General features: G+C 54.1%; 14 protein-coding genes and 2 tRNA genes. 15 read left to right on the top strand and 1 reads right to left on the bottom strand.

What is annotated here, in order from left to right; all coding sequences use genetic code 11:
- The first annotated feature begins 41 nt into the window (after positions 1–41).
- The 4 genes from folP (at position 42) to ACJBF3_RS07950 (ending at position 2,872) form a co-directional block, all read left to right on the top strand.
- A complete protein-coding gene (gene folP / locus ACJBF3_RS07965; protein WP_045329744.1) occupies positions 42–890 on the top strand; it encodes a dihydropteroate synthase in 849 nt (282 codons plus the stop codon).
- Positions 883–2,220: a phosphoglucosamine mutase gene (gene glmM, locus ACJBF3_RS07960; protein ID WP_045329746.1), complete on the top strand. Its 1,338-nt coding sequence runs from the start codon at positions 883–885 to the stop codon at positions 2,218–2,220. The genes folP and glmM overlap by 8 nt, the downstream gene beginning before the upstream one ends.
- A gap of 223 nt (positions 2,221–2,443) precedes the next feature.
- Positions 2,444–2,776 (top strand): preprotein translocase subunit SecG, encoded by a 333-nt coding sequence (gene secG / locus ACJBF3_RS07955; RefSeq protein ID WP_021242256.1) that lies wholly within the window; start codon positions 2,444–2,446, stop codon positions 2,774–2,776.
- 9 nt (positions 2,777–2,785) lie between these two features.
- Positions 2,786–2,872: transfer RNA gene (locus ACJBF3_RS07950), tRNA-Leu, on the top strand.
- 188 nt (positions 2,873–3,060) lie between these two features.
- Here ACJBF3_RS07950 and argG read toward each other — a convergent pair.
- Positions 3,061–4,407: an argininosuccinate synthase gene (gene argG / locus ACJBF3_RS07945; protein ID WP_045330998.1), complete on the bottom strand. Its 1,347-nt coding sequence runs from the start codon at positions 4,405–4,407 to the stop codon at positions 3,061–3,063.
- Between the two features lie 287 nt (positions 4,408–4,694).
- Between argG and ACJBF3_RS07940 the strand changes: the two genes are divergently transcribed.
- The 11 genes from ACJBF3_RS07940 (at position 4,695) to ACJBF3_RS07890 (ending at position 17,001) form a co-directional block, all read left to right on the top strand.
- Positions 4,695–4,771 (top strand) — tRNA-Met (locus ACJBF3_RS07940).
- A gap of 207 nt (positions 4,772–4,978) precedes the next feature.
- A complete protein-coding gene (gene rimP / locus ACJBF3_RS07935; protein ID WP_014833432.1) occupies positions 4,979–5,431 on the top strand; it encodes a ribosome maturation factor RimP in 453 nt (150 codons plus the stop codon).
- Between the two features lie 28 nt (positions 5,432–5,459).
- Positions 5,460–6,962 carry a transcription termination factor NusA gene (gene nusA, locus ACJBF3_RS07930; protein ID WP_003861798.1) on the top strand — a complete coding sequence of 501 codons (1,503 nt, stop codon included), beginning with the start codon at positions 5,460–5,462 and terminating at the stop codon, positions 6,960–6,962.
- 24 nt (positions 6,963–6,986) lie between these two features.
- On the top strand, positions 6,987–9,674 hold the full coding sequence (infB, locus tag ACJBF3_RS07925; RefSeq protein ID WP_045331000.1) for a translation initiation factor IF-2: 2,688 nt from the start codon (positions 6,987–6,989) through the stop codon (positions 9,672–9,674).
- A 107-nt stretch (positions 9,675–9,781) separates the two neighbouring features.
- Positions 9,782–10,186 (top strand): 30S ribosome-binding factor RbfA, encoded by a 405-nt coding sequence (gene rbfA, locus ACJBF3_RS07920; RefSeq protein WP_003024988.1) that lies wholly within the window; start codon positions 9,782–9,784, stop codon positions 10,184–10,186.
- The gene (gene truB / locus ACJBF3_RS07915; RefSeq protein WP_045331002.1) at positions 10,186–11,136 is read left to right on the top strand and encodes a tRNA pseudouridine(55) synthase TruB; all 951 of its coding nucleotides are present in this window, start codon (positions 10,186–10,188) and stop codon (positions 11,134–11,136) included. The genes rbfA and truB overlap by 1 nt, the downstream gene beginning before the upstream one ends.
- A 154-nt stretch (positions 11,137–11,290) precedes the next feature.
- Entirely contained in the window at positions 11,291–11,560 is a 270-nt protein-coding gene (rpsO, locus tag ACJBF3_RS07910; protein ID WP_003861789.1) for a 30S ribosomal protein S15, read from the top strand.
- 242 nt (positions 11,561–11,802) lie between these two features.
- The gene (gene pnp, locus ACJBF3_RS07905) at positions 11,803–13,941 is read left to right on the top strand and encodes a polyribonucleotide nucleotidyltransferase (RefSeq protein WP_045331003.1); all 2,139 of its coding nucleotides are present in this window, start codon (positions 11,803–11,805) and stop codon (positions 13,939–13,941) included.
- A 108-nt stretch (positions 13,942–14,049) separates the two neighbouring features.
- Positions 14,050–14,934 (top strand): lipoprotein NlpI, encoded by an 885-nt coding sequence (gene nlpI, locus ACJBF3_RS07900; RefSeq protein ID WP_032642338.1) that lies wholly within the window; start codon positions 14,050–14,052, stop codon positions 14,932–14,934.
- Between the two features lie 107 nt (positions 14,935–15,041).
- Complete coding sequence (gene yrbN / locus ACJBF3_RS07895; protein WP_100122156.1) at positions 15,042–15,122, top strand: protein YrbN; 81 nt, start codon at positions 15,042–15,044, stop codon at positions 15,120–15,122.
- Positions 15,115–17,001 carry a DEAD/DEAH family ATP-dependent RNA helicase gene (locus ACJBF3_RS07890; protein ID WP_045331004.1) on the top strand — a complete coding sequence of 629 codons (1,887 nt, stop codon included), beginning with the start codon at positions 15,115–15,117 and terminating at the stop codon, positions 16,999–17,001. The genes yrbN and ACJBF3_RS07890 overlap by 8 nt, the downstream gene beginning before the upstream one ends.
- The last annotated feature ends 94 nt before the right edge of the window (positions 17,002–17,095 follow it).

Below are 17,095 nucleotides of genomic sequence, written 5' to 3'. Positions count from 1 at the left end.
TTTCATTTCTGTTTAACCATATAGATATCAGGGATTTCTCCATGAAATTATTCGCTCAGGACTCGCATCTAGATCTTTCCCATCCCCATGTGATGGGGATCCTGAATGTTACCCCTGACTCCTTCTCTGACGGCGGCACGCATAACACGCTTATCGAGGCGGTTAAGCACGCAAATTTAATGATTAATGCGGGTGCCACCATCATTGACGTTGGCGGCGAATCGACGCGTCCTGGTGCGGCAGACGTCTCTGTGGAAGAAGAGCTGGCGCGCGTGGTGCCGGTAGTTGAAGCGATTGCACAGCGGTTTGAAGTCTGGATTTCCGTTGATACCTCAAAACCGGAAGTGATTCGTGAAGTAGCGAGAGTGGGCGCTCACATTATTAATGATATTCGTTCGCTCACAGAGCCGGGAGCGATTGAGGCGGCTGCAGAAACCGGGCTGCCGGTTTGCCTGATGCACATGCAGGGGCAGCCGAAAACCATGCAGGAAGCACCGAAGTATGATGATGTCTTTGCCGACGTAAATCGCTTCTTTATTGAGCATATCGCACGCTGTGAGCGTGCAGGTATCCCAAAAGAGAAATTGCTGCTCGACCCGGGGTTCGGTTTCGGTAAAAATCTCTCACACAATTATGCGTTGCTTGCGCGCTTATCGGAATTCCATCACTTTGGTCTGCCGCTGCTGGTGGGGATGTCGAGAAAGTCGATGATTGGGCAGTTGCTGAACGTGGGACCGAGCGAACGCCTGAGCGGCAGCCTTGCCTGTGCGGTGATTGCAGCGATGCAGGGTGCGCACATTATCCGTGTCCATGATGTCAAAGAAACAGTAGAAGCCATGCGTGTGGTGGAAGCCACACTGGCAGCGAAGGAAAACAAACGCTATGAGTAATCGTAAATATTTTGGTACCGATGGTATCCGTGGGCGCGTAGGTGATGCGCCCATCACCCCTGATTTTGTCCTGAAGCTCGGCTGGGCTGCTGGTAAAGTGCTGGCGCGTCATGGCTCACGTAAGATCATTATCGGTAAAGACACCCGTATTTCGGGGTATATGCTGGAGTCCGCGCTCGAAGCAGGCCTCGCGGCGGCTGGGCTGTCCGCCTCCTTTACGGGCCCAATGCCAACGCCGGCCGTTGCGTATCTGACGCGTACCTTCCGTGCGGAAGCGGGAATTGTCATCTCGGCTTCTCACAACCCGTTCTATGACAACGGCATTAAATTCTTCTCCATTGATGGCACCAAGCTGCCGGATGACGTGGAAGAAGCCATTGAAGCCGAGATGGAAAAAGAGATCACCTGTGTGGATTCCGCAGAGCTGGGTAAAGCGAACCGTATCGTTGATGCGGCGGGTCGTTATATCGAATTCTGTAAAGGAACCTTCCCGAATGAGCTGAGCCTGGCCCACCTTAAAATTGTGGTGGACTGTGCCAACGGTGCGACCTACCACATTGCGCCAAACGTCTTCCGCGAGCTGGGTGCGAAAGTGATCGCCATCGGCTGCGAGCCGGATGGTCTGAACATCAACGAGCAGGTTGGTGCGACGGACGTTCGTGCCCTGCAGGCGCGCGTTCTGGCGGAAAAAGCCGATCTGGGTATTGCCCTGGACGGCGACGGTGACCGCGTGATCATGGTTGACCACGACGGTAACAAGGTCGACGGCGATCAGATCCTCTACATCATTGCACGCGAAGGCCTGCGTCAGGGCCAGCTGCGCGGCGGTGCGGTGGGGACGCTGATGAGCAACATGGGCCTGGAACTGGCGCTGAAACAGCTCGGTATCCCGTTTGTCCGCGCGAAAGTGGGTGACCGCTATGTGTTGGAAAAACTGCAGGAGAAGGGCTGGCGCATCGGTGCAGAAAACTCGGGTCACGTGATCCTGCTCGACAAAACGACCACCGGTGACGGTATTGTGGCCGCGCTGCAGGTGGTTGCCGCGATGGCGCGCAACCATATGAGCCTGCACGACCTCTGCAGCGGCATGAAAATGTTCCCTCAGATCCTGGTCAACGTCCGTTTCACTGCCGGCAAAGGCGACCCGCTGGAAAATGAGAACGTGAAAGCGGTGATGGCTGACGTTGAAGCGGCCCTGGGCAGCCGTGGACGCGTGCTGTTGCGTAAGTCCGGAACTGAACCTTTGATTCGCGTGATGGTAGAAGGCGAAGACGAAGCGCAGGTAACCGAGTTTGCTCACCGTATTGCGGATGCCGTGAAAGCTGCATAATCGTGCACGCTAAATGTATAAAAAGGCGGCGTTTGCCGCCTTTGTTTTAAGCAATTAATGGCTTTTTGCTGTTTTTTTCCGCAGTTGATACAATGCGTCGAAAATGCCCTTGCGAAGGTGATTCGCTTTGGTTAGTATTCACACCCGCTTCAGTGGGAAACAGAAATCCTGCTAATTGGTCGAAGCATTGGTATGCGGCAAATCCGCAAGGAACAGGTTGATTATGTACGAAGCTCTTTTAGTTGTTTTCCTTATTGTAGCCATCGCTCTCGTAGCGCTGATTATGCTGCAGCAAGGTAAAGGCGCTGATATGGGAGCCTCCTTCGGAGCAGGCGCTTCCGGTACGCTGTTTGGTTCAAGTGGTTCTGCGAACTTCATGACCCGCACTACGGCGATTCTGGCTACGCTGTTCTTCATCATCAGCCTGGTGCTTGGCAATATCAATAGCAACAAGACCAGCAAAGGAAGCGAGTGGGAAAACCTGAGCGCGCCAGCTAAAACTGAGCAGACTCAGCCAGCTGCACCGGCTAAGCCAACCAGCGATATCCCGCAGTAAGTATTCCGTACCGAGGTGGTGGAATTGGTAGACACGCTACCTTGAGGTGGTAGTGCCCTAACGGGCTTGTGGGTTCGAGTCCCATCCTCGGTACCAATATTCCAGAAGAAAGACGTCGAAAGACGTCTTTTTTTTCGCCTGTAGATTATGTGTTACCGATCATTTGTAGGGCGGGTAAGCGCAGCGCCACCCGCCGTTTTGCCCGGTGGCGCTGCGCTTACCGGGCCTACGAAATCCAAATAAAAAAGGCGTCCCAGGACGCCTTTTGCATGCTACTTCAGCGATTACTTCTTATCGCTGTGCTCCAGATTCTCAACCTGCGGCAGGCCGTTACCTGAACTGGCTGACAGCAAACCGTTCTCAACATAGTTGAACAGCTTCTCACGGGTATCGGTGATGTCCAGATTACGCATGGTCAGCTGACCAATACGATCGTCAGGAGAGAAGACCGATTCACCTTTCTCCATGGTCAGACGCTCTGCCTTATAGGTCAGGTTGTCAGACACGGTGTTCAGGATGGAGTAGTCGTTACCGCGACGCAGCTCCAGCGTTACTTCGCCGGTGATCGCGCTCGCCACCCAACGCTGCAGCGCATCACGCAGCATCAGCGCCTGCGGATCGAACCAGCGGCCCTGATACAGCAGTTTGCCCAGCTGGCGGCCATGCGAGTGATACTGCTCGATGGTGTCTTCATTGTGAATCCCGGTCAGCAGACGCTCGTAAGCGATGTGCAGCAGCGCCATCCCCGGTGCTTCATAGATACCGCGGCTTTTTGCCTCAATGATACGGTTTTCAATCTGATCGCTCATGCCCAGACCGTGACGACCGCCGATGCGGTTAGCTTCCAGCATCAGCTCGACGTCGTCAGAGAAGGTTTTGCCGTTCAGCGCAACCGGATGGCCGCGTTCGAAACGCACGGTTACCTCTTCTGCCGGGATCTTCACGTTCTCGTCCCAGAACTCCACGCCCATGATCGGGTTAACGATCTTCACGCTGGAGTTCAGGAACTCCAGGTCTTTTGCTTCGTGGGTCGCACCCAGCATGTTGGAGTCGGTGGAGTAGGCTTTCTCAACTGACATCTTATAGTCGAAACCGCAGGCGATCATAAATTCGGACATCTCATGACGACCGCCCAGCTCGTCAATGAAGTCGGTATCCAGCCACGGCTTGTAGATCTGCAGTTCGGCGTTGGTCAGCAGGCCATAACGGTAGAAACGTTCGATATCGTTGCCTTTATAGGTGCTGCCGTCACCCCAGATGTTGACGCCATCTTCTTTCATGGCGGCAACCAGCATGGTGCCGGTGACCGCACGGCCCAGCGGGGTGGTGTTGAAATAGGTCAGGCCGCCGGTGGTGTTATGGAACGCACCACACTGAATAGCCGCGATACCTTCCGCAACCAGCTGTTTACGGCAGTCAATCAGGCGCGCGTTTTCTGCACCATACTCTTTAGCGCGACGAGGAATGGCATCATAGTCGTCCTCATCCGGCTGACCCAGGTTCGCAGTATAGGCGTACGGAACCGCTCCCTTTTGGCGCATCCACAGCAGTGCAGCGCTGGTATCCAGGCCGCCTGAGAAAGCGATGCCAATACGTTGTCCTACCGGAAGATGCTTGAGAATCGTCGTCATAGAATAAAACCCTGCTTGATTGACTGATTAGAGACCGCTTTCGCTCTCTTGTGCATTTTTATGCAAAATAAGTGAGTATTCATTTAATCATCTTTTGGCGAAGACAGGAAGAGAGTCGTGCGTTTTTTGTAAAAATTTTGGTCTGATCGATCTGGCGGAAGTCGCCTTGACAGGTGGGGTCAACTATCAATATACTAAATGCCGATTTTACGTCCCGTCTTCGGTACCAAATCCCAGCATTATTTGCAAATTCTGTCCAAAACGCGTAGAATTTGCCACGTTTCAGGCGCGGGGTGGAGCAGCCTGGTAGCTCGTCGGGCTCATAACCCGAAGGTCGTCGGTTCAAATCCGGCCCCCGCAACCACTTTCCCATAAAGTTCTTTTTCAAATATACTGTGAAGACTTAGAGCCTTCGTAGCTGGATTTGAAAAAATTCTTTCGGAGAGTGCTCCAGGCCACAGTTGTGGCTATAGGGTTCAGTTATCTAAAGCCCCGATTTATCGGGGTTTTTTGTTATCTGACTACAGAATAACTGGGCTTTACGCCCTTTTTTTATGTCTTGGGGGTGGGCTTGTCCACATTAGAGCAAAAATTAACAGAGATGATTACTGCACCGGTCGAAGCACTGGGCTACGAACTGGTCGGCATCGAATTCGTTCGCGGCCGTACATCGACGCTGCGCATCTATATTGATAGTGAAGATGGCATCAATGTTGATGATTGTGCTGATGTCAGCCACCAGGTGAGTGCGGTTCTTGATGTTGAAGACCCGATTACCGTTGCGTACAACCTGGAAGTTTCCTCACCTGGCCTCGATCGCCCGATGTTCACGGCCGAGCACTACGTGCGCTTTACCGGTGAAGAAGTGGCTCTCGTTCTGCGTATGGCCGTACAGAACCGCCGTAAATGGCAGGGAATTATCAAAGCCGTTGATGGTGAAATGATCACGGTAACAGTCGAAGGCAAAGATGAAGTGTTCGCGCTGAGTAATATCCAGAAGGCGAACCTGGTTCCCCACTTTTAACAGTCTGGATTGAGGTGAAAAGCCCGCGATGAACAAAGAAATTTTGGCTGTTGTTGAAGCCGTCTCCAACGAGAAATCACTGCCGCGTGAGAAGATTTTCGAAGCGCTGGAAAGTGCACTGGCTACAGCAACCAAGAAAAAATACGAACAAGAGATCGATGTTCGCGTAGAAATCGATCGTAAAAGCGGTGACTTCGATACCTTCCGTCGTTGGGTAATCGTTGAAGAAGTGACCCAGCCGACGAAAGAGATCACGCTGGAAGCTGCCCGTTTTGAAGACGAAAGTCTGAACGTGGGTGACTACGTTGAAGATCAGATTGAATCTGTGACCTTCGACCGTATCACCACCCAGACCGCTAAGCAGGTTATTGTGCAGAAAGTGCGCGAAGCCGAGCGCGCGCTGGTTGTCGATCAGTTCCGCGATCAGGAAGGCGAGATCATCACCGGCGTGGTGAAGAAAGTGAACCGCGACAATATCTCCCTGGAGATCAAATCCGAAGGGCTGCCGGGTAACGCTGAAGCCGTGATCCTGCGTGAAGATATGCTGCCGCGTGAAAACTTCCGTCCAGGCGACCGTATTCGCGGTGTTCTGTACGCCGTTCGCCCTGAAGCGCGTGGTGCACAGCTGTTCGTGACCCGTTCTAAACCAGAAATGCTGGTAGAACTGTTCCGTATCGAAGTACCGGAAATCGGCGAAGAAGTTATCGAAATTAAAGCGGCGGCTCGCGATCCGGGCTCCCGTGCGAAAATTGCGGTGAAAACCAACGACAAGCGTATTGACCCGGTCGGTGCTTGCGTCGGTATGCGCGGTGCGCGTGTCCAGGCAGTGTCTACTGAGCTGGGCGGCGAACGTATTGATATCGTTCTGTGGGATGACAACCCGGCGCAGTTCGTGATCAACGCAATGGCTCCGGCTGATGTGGCGTCTATCGTTGTTGACGAAGACAAACACACCATGGATATCGCTGTTGAAGCGGGCAACCTGGCGCAGGCGATCGGCCGTAACGGTCAGAACGTACGCCTGGCGTCACAGCTGAGCGGCTGGGAACTCAACGTGATGACCGTTGATGACCTGCAGGCTAAGCATCAGGCTGAAGCCCATGCGGCGATCGATACCTTCACTAAATACCTCGACATTGACGAAGACTTCGCCACTGTTCTGGTTGAGGAAGGTTTCTCTACGCTGGAAGAACTGGCCTATGTGCCAATGAAAGAGCTGCTGGAAATTGACGGTCTGGATGAACCAACCGTTGAAGCCCTGCGTGAACGCGCTAAAAACGCACTGACCACCCTGGCGCTGGCTCAGGAAGAAAGCCTTGGCGATAAGAAGCCGGCTGATGACCTGCTGAATCTGGAAGGTCTTGATCGTGCGATTGCGTTCAAGCTGGCTGCCCGTGGTGTTTGTACGCTGGAAGATCTCGCTGAGCAAGGCGTTGATGACCTGGCTGATATCGAAGGTTTAACCGACGAGAAAGCCGGCGAGCTCATCATGGCCGCACGTAATATTTGCTGGTTCGGCGACGAAGCGTAATAAACTGTAGCAGGAAGGAACAGCATGACTGATGTAACTGTAAAATCGCTGGCTGCCGAGATTCAGACCTCCGTGGACCGCCTGGTACAGCAATTTGCTGATGCAGGGATCCCGAAGTCCGCTGATGACTCGGTGACCGCGCAAGAAAAACAAACCTTGTTAACGCACCTGAACCGTGAACACGGCTCTACGCCAGACAAGTTAACGCTGCAGCGCAAAACGCGTAGCACGTTAAATATCCCTGGTACCGGTGGCAAAAGCAAATCGGTACAAATTGAAGTCCGCAAGACGCGCACCTTTGTAAAACGTGATCCGCAAGAGGCAGAACGCCTTGCCGCGGAAGAGCAGGCACAGCGTGAAGCGGAAGAACAAGCTCAGCGTGAGGCGGAAGCAGCCGCCAAACGTGAAGCAGAATTAAAAGCTGAACGTGAGGCCGCAGAAAAAGCGAAACGCGACGCAAGTGATAAAGTGAAGCGTGACGCTGCGGAAAAAGACAAAGTGAGCAATCAACAGACAGACGAAATGACCAAAACCGCCCAGGCTGAAAAAGCCCGCCGTGAAAATGAAGCTGCCGAGCTGAAGCGTAAAGCGGAAGAAGAAGCCCGCCGTAAGCTGGAAGAAGAAGCTCGCCGCGTCGCCGAAGAAGCGCGCCGTATGGCAGAAGAAAACGAGAAGAATGGTGTGAATACCGTTGAGCCGACTGAAGACACCAGCGACTATCACGTGACCACTTCTCAGCACGCACGTCAGGCTGAAGATGATAACGACCGTGAAGTAGAAGGCGGTCGCGGCCGTGGCCGTAATGCAAAAGCTGCCCGTCCGGCGAAAAAAGGCAACAAGCACGCTGAATCTAAAGCTGACCGTGAAGAAGCACGCGCGGCTGTTCGCGGTGGTAAAGGCGGCAAGCGTAAAGGTTCCGCTCTGCAGCAGGGCTTCCAGAAGCCAGCTCAGGCCGTTAACCGTGACGTTGTGATCGGCGAAACCATTACCGTTGGCGAACTGGCGAACAAGATGGCGGTTAAAGGCTCTCAGGTCATCAAAGCGATGATGAAGCTGGGCGCAATGGCAACCATCAACCAGGTGATCGATCAGGAAACTGCACAGCTGGTCGCCGAAGAGATGGGCCACAAGGTTATCCTGCGTCGTGAAAACGAGCTGGAAGAAGCGGTAATGAGCGACCGTGATACTGGCGCTGCGGCTGAACCGCGTGCACCGGTGGTGACCATCATGGGTCACGTTGACCACGGTAAAACCTCTCTGCTTGACTACATTCGTTCTACCAAGGTTGCCTCTGGCGAAGCGGGTGGTATTACCCAGCACATCGGTGCATACCACGTAGAAACTGACAACGGTATGATCACCTTCCTGGATACCCCAGGCCACGCCGCGTTTACCTCTATGCGTGCTCGTGGTGCTCAGGCGACGGATATCGTTGTACTGGTTGTTGCTGCAGACGACGGCGTTATGCCGCAGACCATCGAAGCTATCCAGCACGCGAAAGCGGCCGGTGTGCCGGTTGTGGTTGCAGTGAACAAGATCGATAAGCCAGAAGCGGATCCCGATCGCGTTAAAAACGAACTTTCCCAGTACGGTATTCTGCCGGAAGAGTGGGGCGGCGAAAGCCAGTTCGTACACGTGTCTGCGAAGGCGGGTACCGGTATCGACGAACTGCTGGACGCGATCCTGCTGCAGGCCGAAGTTCTGGAGCTGAAAGCCATCCGTAACGGTATGGCGAGCGGTGCGGTGATCGAATCCTTCCTGGATAAAGGACGTGGCCCGGTTGCTACCGTTCTGGTTCGTGAAGGTACGCTGCATAAAGGCGACATCGTTCTGTGCGGTTTCGAATACGGTCGCGTTCGTGCGATGCGTAACGAACTGGGTCAGGAAGTACTGGAAGCAGGTCCGTCCATTCCAGTGGAAATCCTGGGTCTGTCCGGTGTTCCGGCTGCCGGTGACGAAGTGACCGTAGTGCGTGACGAGAAGAAAGCGCGTGAAGTTGCGCTGTACCGTCAGGGCAAATTCCGTGAAGTTAAACTGGCTCGTCAGCAGAAATCTAAACTCGAGAACATGTTTGCCAACATGACCGAGGGCGAAGTTCACGAAGTGAACATCGTTCTGAAAGCTGACGTTCAGGGCTCTGTGGAAGCGATCTCCGACTCCTTGCTGAAACTGTCTACCGACGAAGTGAAAGTGAAGATCATCGGTTCTGGCGTAGGTGGTATCACCGAAACCGACGCGACTCTGGCCGCTGCGTCCAACGCTATCCTGGTTGGCTTCAACGTACGTGCGGATGCGTCTGCACGTAAAGTGATTGAAGCTGAAAGCCTGGATCTGCGTTACTACTCCGTCATCTATAACCTGATCGACGAAGTGAAAGCAGCGATGAGCGGCATGCTGTCTCCTGAGCTGAAACAGCAGATCATCGGTCTGGCTGAAGTACGTGACGTGTTCAAATCACCGAAATTCGGTGCGATCGCGGGCTGTATGGTTACCGAAGGTAACATCAAGCGTCACAACCCAATCCGCGTTCTGCGTGACAACGTGGTTATCTATGAAGGCGAGCTGGAATCCCTGCGCCGCTTCAAAGATGACGTTAACGAAGTCCGTAACGGCATGGAATGTGGTATCGGCGTGAAGAACTACAACGACGTTCGCGTTGGCGATATGATCGAAGTGTTCGAGATCATCGAAATTCAGCGTACCATCGCGTAATCTTCGTCGACAGAAGATTGTTTAGCGTAGGCCGGGTAAGCGAAGCGCCACCCGGCAATAATTTCAAAAAGGGGCTTTTAGCCCCTTTTTTGTCTGGAGAATTTATTATGGCGAAAGAATTTGGTCGCCCTCAGCGCGTAGCGCAGGAAATGCAGAAAGAGATCGCACTCATTCTGCAACGTGAAATTAAAGACCCCCGCGTCGGCATGATGACCACCGTGTCCGGTGTCGAAATGTCCCGCGATTTGGCCTATGCAAAAGTGTTCGTCACCTTCCTGAACGATCAGGACGAAGCGGCCGTGAAAAACGGCATTAAAGCGCTGCAGGAAGCCTCTGGTTTCATCCGCTCTCTGCTCGGCAAAGCGATGCGCCTACGTATCGTGCCTGAACTGACCTTCTTCTACGACAACTCGCTGGTTGAAGGTATGCGTATGTCCAACCTGGTGACCAGCGTGGTGAAACATGACGACGAGCGTCGTGTTAACCCGGCGGACGACAGCAAGGAGGACTAATGAGTCGTCCTCGTCGTCGTGGTCGCGACGTGCATGGCGTGCTGCTGCTGGATAAACCCCAGGGCGCATCCAGCAACGACGTGCTGCAAAAAGTGAAGCGTATTTATAACGCCAACCGGGCGGGCCATACCGGCGCGCTGGATCCGCTGGCAACCGGCATGCTGCCGGTTTGTCTGGGAGAGGCGACAAAGTTTTCTCAGTACCTGCTCGACTCCGATAAGCGTTACCGCGTTATCGCTAAGCTGGGCCAGCGCACGGATACCTCCGACGCGGATGGCCAGGTGGTGGAAGAGCGCCCGGTGACCTTTAGCGCGGAACAGCTTGATGCTGCGCTGGAGAGCTTCCGTGGTGACACCATGCAGGTGCCGTCGATGTATTCGGCGCTGAAATATCAGGGCAAGAAGCTCTACGAATATGCACGTCAGGGCATTGACGTTCCGCGTGAAGCCCGTCCGATTACCGTGTATGAGCTGCTCTTTATTCGCCACGAAGGTGATGAGCTGGAGCTGGAAGTACACTGTTCGAAAGGGACCTATATTCGCACCATCATTGACGACCTCGGTGAAAAGCTGGGCTGCGGCGCGCATGTGATCTACCTGCGCCGTCTGGCGGTGAGCAAATACCCGGTGGAGCGAATGGTGACCCTGGAACATCTGCACGCGCTGGTTGAACAGGCGGAAGCGCAAGGGATCGCGCCGGCAGATTTGCTGGATCCATTGCTGATGCCGATGGACAGTCCGGCAGCGGACTTCCCGGTTGTTAATCTTCCTTTAACATCGTCCGTTTACTTTAAGAACGGCAACCCGGTTCGCACGGCACAGGCGCCGCAGAAAGGGCTGGTGCGCGTGACCGAAGGTGACGAAGGGAAATTCATCGGTATGGGCGAAATGGATGGCGAAGGGCGCGTTGCGCCACGTCGTCTGGTCGTCGAATATCCGGTCGACGCGTGACGGTGATAACGGCTCACCTTGCGATAAGCAGGGGAGACGAGTAGAATATTGCCGCTTAACGCCTGGTAAATTGTTTAACAATCTGCGGGGCGTACATGGGGTCGCTGAATTAGAGATCGGCACCCTTACATTCTTTATACTTTGGAGTTTGAAAATGTCTCTAAGCGTTGAAGCTAAAGCTAAAATCGTTTCTGAGTTTGGTCGTGGTACTAACGACAGCGGTTCTACCGAAGTTCAGGTTGCACTGCTGACTGCACAGATTAACCACCTGCAGGGTCACTTTGCAGAGCACAAAAAAGATCACCACAGCCGTCGTGGTCTGCTGCGCATGGTTTCTCAGCGTCGTAAACTGCTCGACTACCTGAAACGTAAAGATGTTGCGCGCTACACCGCGCTGATCGAGCGTCTGGGTCTGCGTCGCTAAGTCTTGCGAGTTTCAGAAAAGGGGGCCTGATGGCCCCTTTTTTCAACCAGACGGCAGCAATTCACTGGAAACTATTGTATTGTTGCTATAAATGATCTTCATTGCAGAGGTTCGCGCGGCTAATGAGAGGCTTCACCCATGGGGGTGTTGGTTGTCATTAGTCGCGAGGATGCGAAGAAGGTCGGGTTAAATCGACAGCACGCCGGTGGTGTGCTGTCAAACATTTAAGAAAGGACAGAACTTTGCTGAATCCGATCGTTCGTAAATTCCAGTATGGTCAACATACCGTGACGCTGGAAACCGGCATGATGGCACGTCAGGCTACTGCTGCCGTTATGGTAAGCATGGATGACACCGCGGTATTCGTTACCGTTGTTGGCCAGAAAAAAGCTAAACCAGGTCAGGACTTTTTCCCGCTGACCGTTAACTACCAGGAGCGTACCTACGCTGCCGGTAAAATCCCGGGTGGTTTCTTCCGTCGTGAAGGCCGTCCAAGCGAAGGCGAAACCCTGATCGCGCGTCTGATTGACCGCCCGGTTCGTCCGCTGTTCCCGGAAGGCTTCGTTAACGAAGTACAGGTTATCGCGACCGTTGTTTCCGTTAACCCACAGGTTAACCCGGACATCGTTGCGATGATTGGCGCATCTGCTGCCCTGTCACTGTCTGGTATTCCATTCAATGGCCCAATCGGTGCCGCGCGCGTTGGCTACATCAACGACCAGTACGTGCTGAACCCGACCCAGGAAGAGCTGAAAGAAAGTAAGCTGGACCTGGTGGTTGCGGGTACTGAAGCCGCTGTGCTGATGGTTGAATCCGAAGCTGAACTGCTGAGCGAAGACCAGATGCTGGGCGCTGTGGTATTTGGCCACGACCAGCAGCAGATCGTTATCCAGAACATCAACGACCTGGTGAAAGAAGCCGGTAAACCACGTTGGGACTGGCAGCCAGAAGCGGCAAACGACGCGCTGAATGCACGCGTTGCGGCGCTGGCAGAATCTCGTCTGAGCGATGCATACCGTATCACTGACAAGCAGGAGCGTTACGCTCAGGTTGATGCAATCAAATCTGACGTGACCGCGACCCTGGTTGCTGAAGACGAAACGCTGGACGCTAACGAAATTGGCGAAATCCTGCACGCTATCGAGAAAAACGTTGTTCGTAGCCGCGTGCTGGCAGGCGAGCCGCGTATCGATGGCCGCGAAAAAGACATGATCCGTGGTCTGGATGTGCGTACTGGCGTGCTGCCACGTACTCACGGTTCCGCGCTGTTCACCCGTGGCGAAACGCAGGCGCTGGTTACCGCAACCCTGGGTACCGCTCGTGACGCACAGATCATCGACGAACTGATGGGCGAGCGCACCGACAGCTTCCTGTTCCACTACAACTTCCCTCCGTACTCCGTAGGCGAAACCGGTATGGTTGGCTCGCCGAAGCGTCGTGAAATTGGTCACGGTCGTCTGGCGAAGCGCGGCGTGCTGGCAGTGATGCCAGAAGCAGACAAATTCCCGTACACCGTACGCGTGGTGTCTGAAATCACCGAATCCAACGGTTCTTCTTCTATGGCTTCCGTGTGCGGTGCCTCTCTGGCGCTGATGGATGCAGGCGTGCCAATCAAAGCCGCCGTTGCGGGTATCGCAATGGGCCTGGTGAAAGAAGGCGACAACTTCGTTGTTCTGTCCGACATTCTGGGCGACGAAGACCACCTGGGCGATATGGACTTCAAAGTGGCGGGTTCCCGCGACGGTATCTCTGCGCTGCAGATGGATATCAAAATTGAAGGTATCACCAAAGAGATCATGCAGGTTGCGCTGAACCAGGCTAAAGGTGCGCGTCTGCACATCCTGGGCGTGATGGAACAGGCGATTAACGCGCCACGTGGCGACATTTCCCAGTTCGCACCGCGTATCCACACCATCAAGATCAATCCAGACAAGATCAAAGATGTTATCGGTAAGGGCGGTTCCGTTATCCGTGCGCTGACCGAAGAGACCGGCACCACCATCGAAATCGAAGATGACGGTACTGTGAAGATCGCAGCAACCGACGGCGAGAAGGCGAAATTCGCGATCCGTCGCATCGAAGAAATCACTGCAGAGATCGAAGTGGGCCGCGTCTACGCGGGTAAAGTGACCCGTATCGTTGACTTTGGCGCGTTCGTTGCCATCGGTGGCGGTAAAGAAGGTCTGGTTCACATCTCTCAGATCGCTGACAAGCGCGTTGAGAAAGTGACCGATTACCTGCAGATGGGTCAGGAAGTACCGGTGAAAGTTCTGGAAGTTGATCGCCAGGGCCGTATCCGTCTGAGCATTAAAGAAGCAACCGAGCAGTCTCAGCCAGCTGCTGCGCCAGAAGCACAGGCAGCAGAACAGCAGGGCGAGTAAGTTGCCATTTGCCCTCCGCGTTGCGGAGGGCCTATTATCAGGCAGGACGCCTTGTTAAGCCGCCGGGGGACAGGACGTTCATCCAATAGTTGTCTTCGGGAGTGGGAAATGAAGCCTTTTTTGCGCTGGTGTTTCGTTGCGACAGCTTTAACGCTGGCAGGATGCAGCAACTCTGCCTGGCGTAAGAGCGAAGTCCTCGCAGTGCCATTGCAACCGACTTTGCAGCAGGAAGTGATTCTGGCACGCATGGAACAAATACTTGCCAGTCGGGCTTTAACCGATGACGAACGCGCACAGCTTTTATATGAGCGCGGAGTGTTGTATGATAGTCTCGGTCTGAGGGCATTGGCGCGAAATGATTTTTCACAAGCGCTGGCTATCCGACCTGATATGCCGGAAGTATTCAATTACTTAGGCATTTATTTAACGCAGGCAGGCAATTTTGATGCTGCCTATGAAGCGTTTGATTCTGTACTTGAGCTTGATCCAACTTACAACTACGCGCACTTGAATCGCGGTATCGCATTGTATTACGGCGGTCGTGATAAGTTAGCGCAAGATGATCTGCTGGCGTTTTATCAAGACGATCCTAATGATCCTTTCCGTAGCCTGTGGCTTTACATCGTTGAGCGGAAGCTCGATGAGAAGCAGGCAAAAGAGGCCCTTAAACAGCGCTTCGATAAATCGGACAAGGAACAGTGGGGATGGAACATTGTCGAGTTCTACCTGGGCAACATTAGCGAAGCAACGCTGATGGAACGCCTCAAGGCGGACGCAACGGATAACACCTCGCTCGCTGAGCATCTCAGTGAAACCAACTTCTATTTAGGTAAGTACTACCTAAGTCTGGGGGATATGGACAGCGCTACGGCACTGTTCAAATTAGCGGTTGCTAACAACGTACATAACTTCGTTGAGCACCGTTATGCATTGTTGGAATTATCGCTCTTGGGCCAGGAGCATGACGACCTGGCAGAATCGGACCAGCAATAGCTGACGACATAAACATCAGCCCGTAATCTTTTGATTGCCATCACCTTAACTGGTGAGGGCGTTGTTGTTCGTCAATACACCTACTTTGAGCCGGTTCACACTTTTCAATGAAAATTGCTAATCATTTTCACGATGAGCTAAGTAGACTGGCCGCCATTGACATTGAGGCACTCGTACTACATGGCTGAATTCGAAACCACTTTTGCAGATCTGGGCCTGAAGGCTCCTATCCTTGAAGCCCTTAACGATCTGGGTTACGAAAAACCATCTCCGATCCAGGCTGAGTGTATCCCACACCTGCTTTCTGGTCGTGACGTGCTGGGCATGGCCCAGACTGGTAGCGGTAAAACTGCAGCATTCTCGCTGCCGCTGCTGAACAACATTGATCCGGACCTGCGTGCACCGCAGATCCTCGTTCTGGCTCCAACCCGTGAACTGGCTGTTCAGGTTGCAGAAGCCATGACGGAATTCTCTAAACATATGCGCGGCGTAAACGTGGTTGCCCTGTACGGCGGCCAGCGTTATGACGTGCAGTTACGCGCCCTGCGCCAGGGCCCACAGATTGTTGTCGGTACGCCGGGCCGTCTGCTGGATCACCTGAAGCGCGGTACGCTGGATCTCTCTAAACTGAGCGGTCTGGTACTGGATGAAGCAGATGAAATGCTGCGTATGGGCTTCATCGAAGACGTTGAAACCATTATGGCGCAGATCCCGGACGGTCATCAGACCGCGCTGTTCTCTGCCACCATGCCGGAAGCGATCCGTCGTATCACCAAGCGCTTCATGAACGATCCTCAGGAAGTGCGCATTCAGTCCAGCGTCACCACTCGCCCGGACATCAGCCAGAGCTACTGGTCTGTGTACGGCATGCGCAAAAACGAAGCGCTGGTACGTTTCCTGGAAGCGGAAGATTTTGATGCGGCGATTATCTTCGTTCGTACCAAAAACGCGACCCTGGAAGTGGCTGAAGCCCTGGAGCGTAGCGGCTACAACAGCGCAGCGCTGAACGGCGACATGAACCAGGCCCTGCGTGAGCAGACTCTGGAGCGTCTGAAAGACGGTCGTCTGGATATCCTGATTGCAACCGACGTGGCAGCACGTGGTCTGGACGTTGAACGTATCAGCCTGGTTGTTAACTACGACATCCCGATGGATTCCGAGTCTTACGTTCACCGTATCGGCCGTACCGGTCGTGCGGGTCGTGCTGGCCGTGCGCTGCTGTTCGTTGAGAACCGCGAGCGTCGCCTGCTGCGTAACATCGAACGCACCATGAAGCTGACCATTCCAGAAGCGGACCTGCCAAACGCAGAGCTGCTGGGCAAACGCCGTCTGGAGAAATTCGCCGCGAAAGTACAGCAGCAGCTGGAAAGCAGCGATCTGGATCAGTACCGTGCGCTGCTGTCGCAGATTCAGCCTGTTGCTGAAGGCGAAGAGCTGGACATGGAAACCCTGGCTGCAGCCCTGCTGAAAATGGCTCAGGGCGAACGTAGCCTGATCGTACCACCCGATGCGCCGATGCGTCCTAAGCGTGAATTCCGTGACCGTGACGATCGCTTCGAGCGTCGTAACGACCGTGGCCCACGTGGTGACCGTCCAGAGCGTGGTAGTGAAGACCGTCCACGTCGTGAACGTCGTGACGCGGGTGACATGGAACTGTACCGCATTGAAGTGGGTCGTGATGATGGCGTTGAAGTGCGTCACATCGTTGGCGCGATCGCTAACGAAGGCGACATCAGCAGCCGTTACATCGGTAACATCAAGCTGTTCGCATCCCACTCTACCATCGAGCTGCCAAAAGGCATGCCGGGTGAAGTGCTGCAGCACTTTACGCGTACCCGCATCCTGAACAAGCCGATGAACATGCAGCTGATGGGCGATGCGCAGCCACGTCCTGACCGCGGTGGTGAACGCCGTGGCGGTGGTCGCAGCTTCGGTGGCGAGCGTCGTGAAGGCGGTCGCAGCGAAGGTCGCGGCGGTGAAGGTCGTCGTTTCTCCGGCGAGCGTCGCGAAAACCGTGGCCCACGTCGTGAAGAAGGTACCAGCCGTCGTCGTTTCGGTGACGCGTAAGCCTTACGCTTCTGACGTAAAGTAAAATATACAGCCCCGATACGCGCTATCGGGGCTTTTTTTATTCCTTTTGTACTCTTGTACTGGTACAGTG

The organism is Enterobacter sp. PP-008-ECC_S150, from assembly GCF_045257065.1.
GTDB lineage: Bacteria > Pseudomonadota > Gammaproteobacteria > Enterobacterales > Enterobacteriaceae > Enterobacter > Enterobacter chengduensis.
The sequence above is the reverse complement of the archived record's forward strand: the minus strand, read 5'-3'. Positions and strand labels throughout refer to the sequence as shown.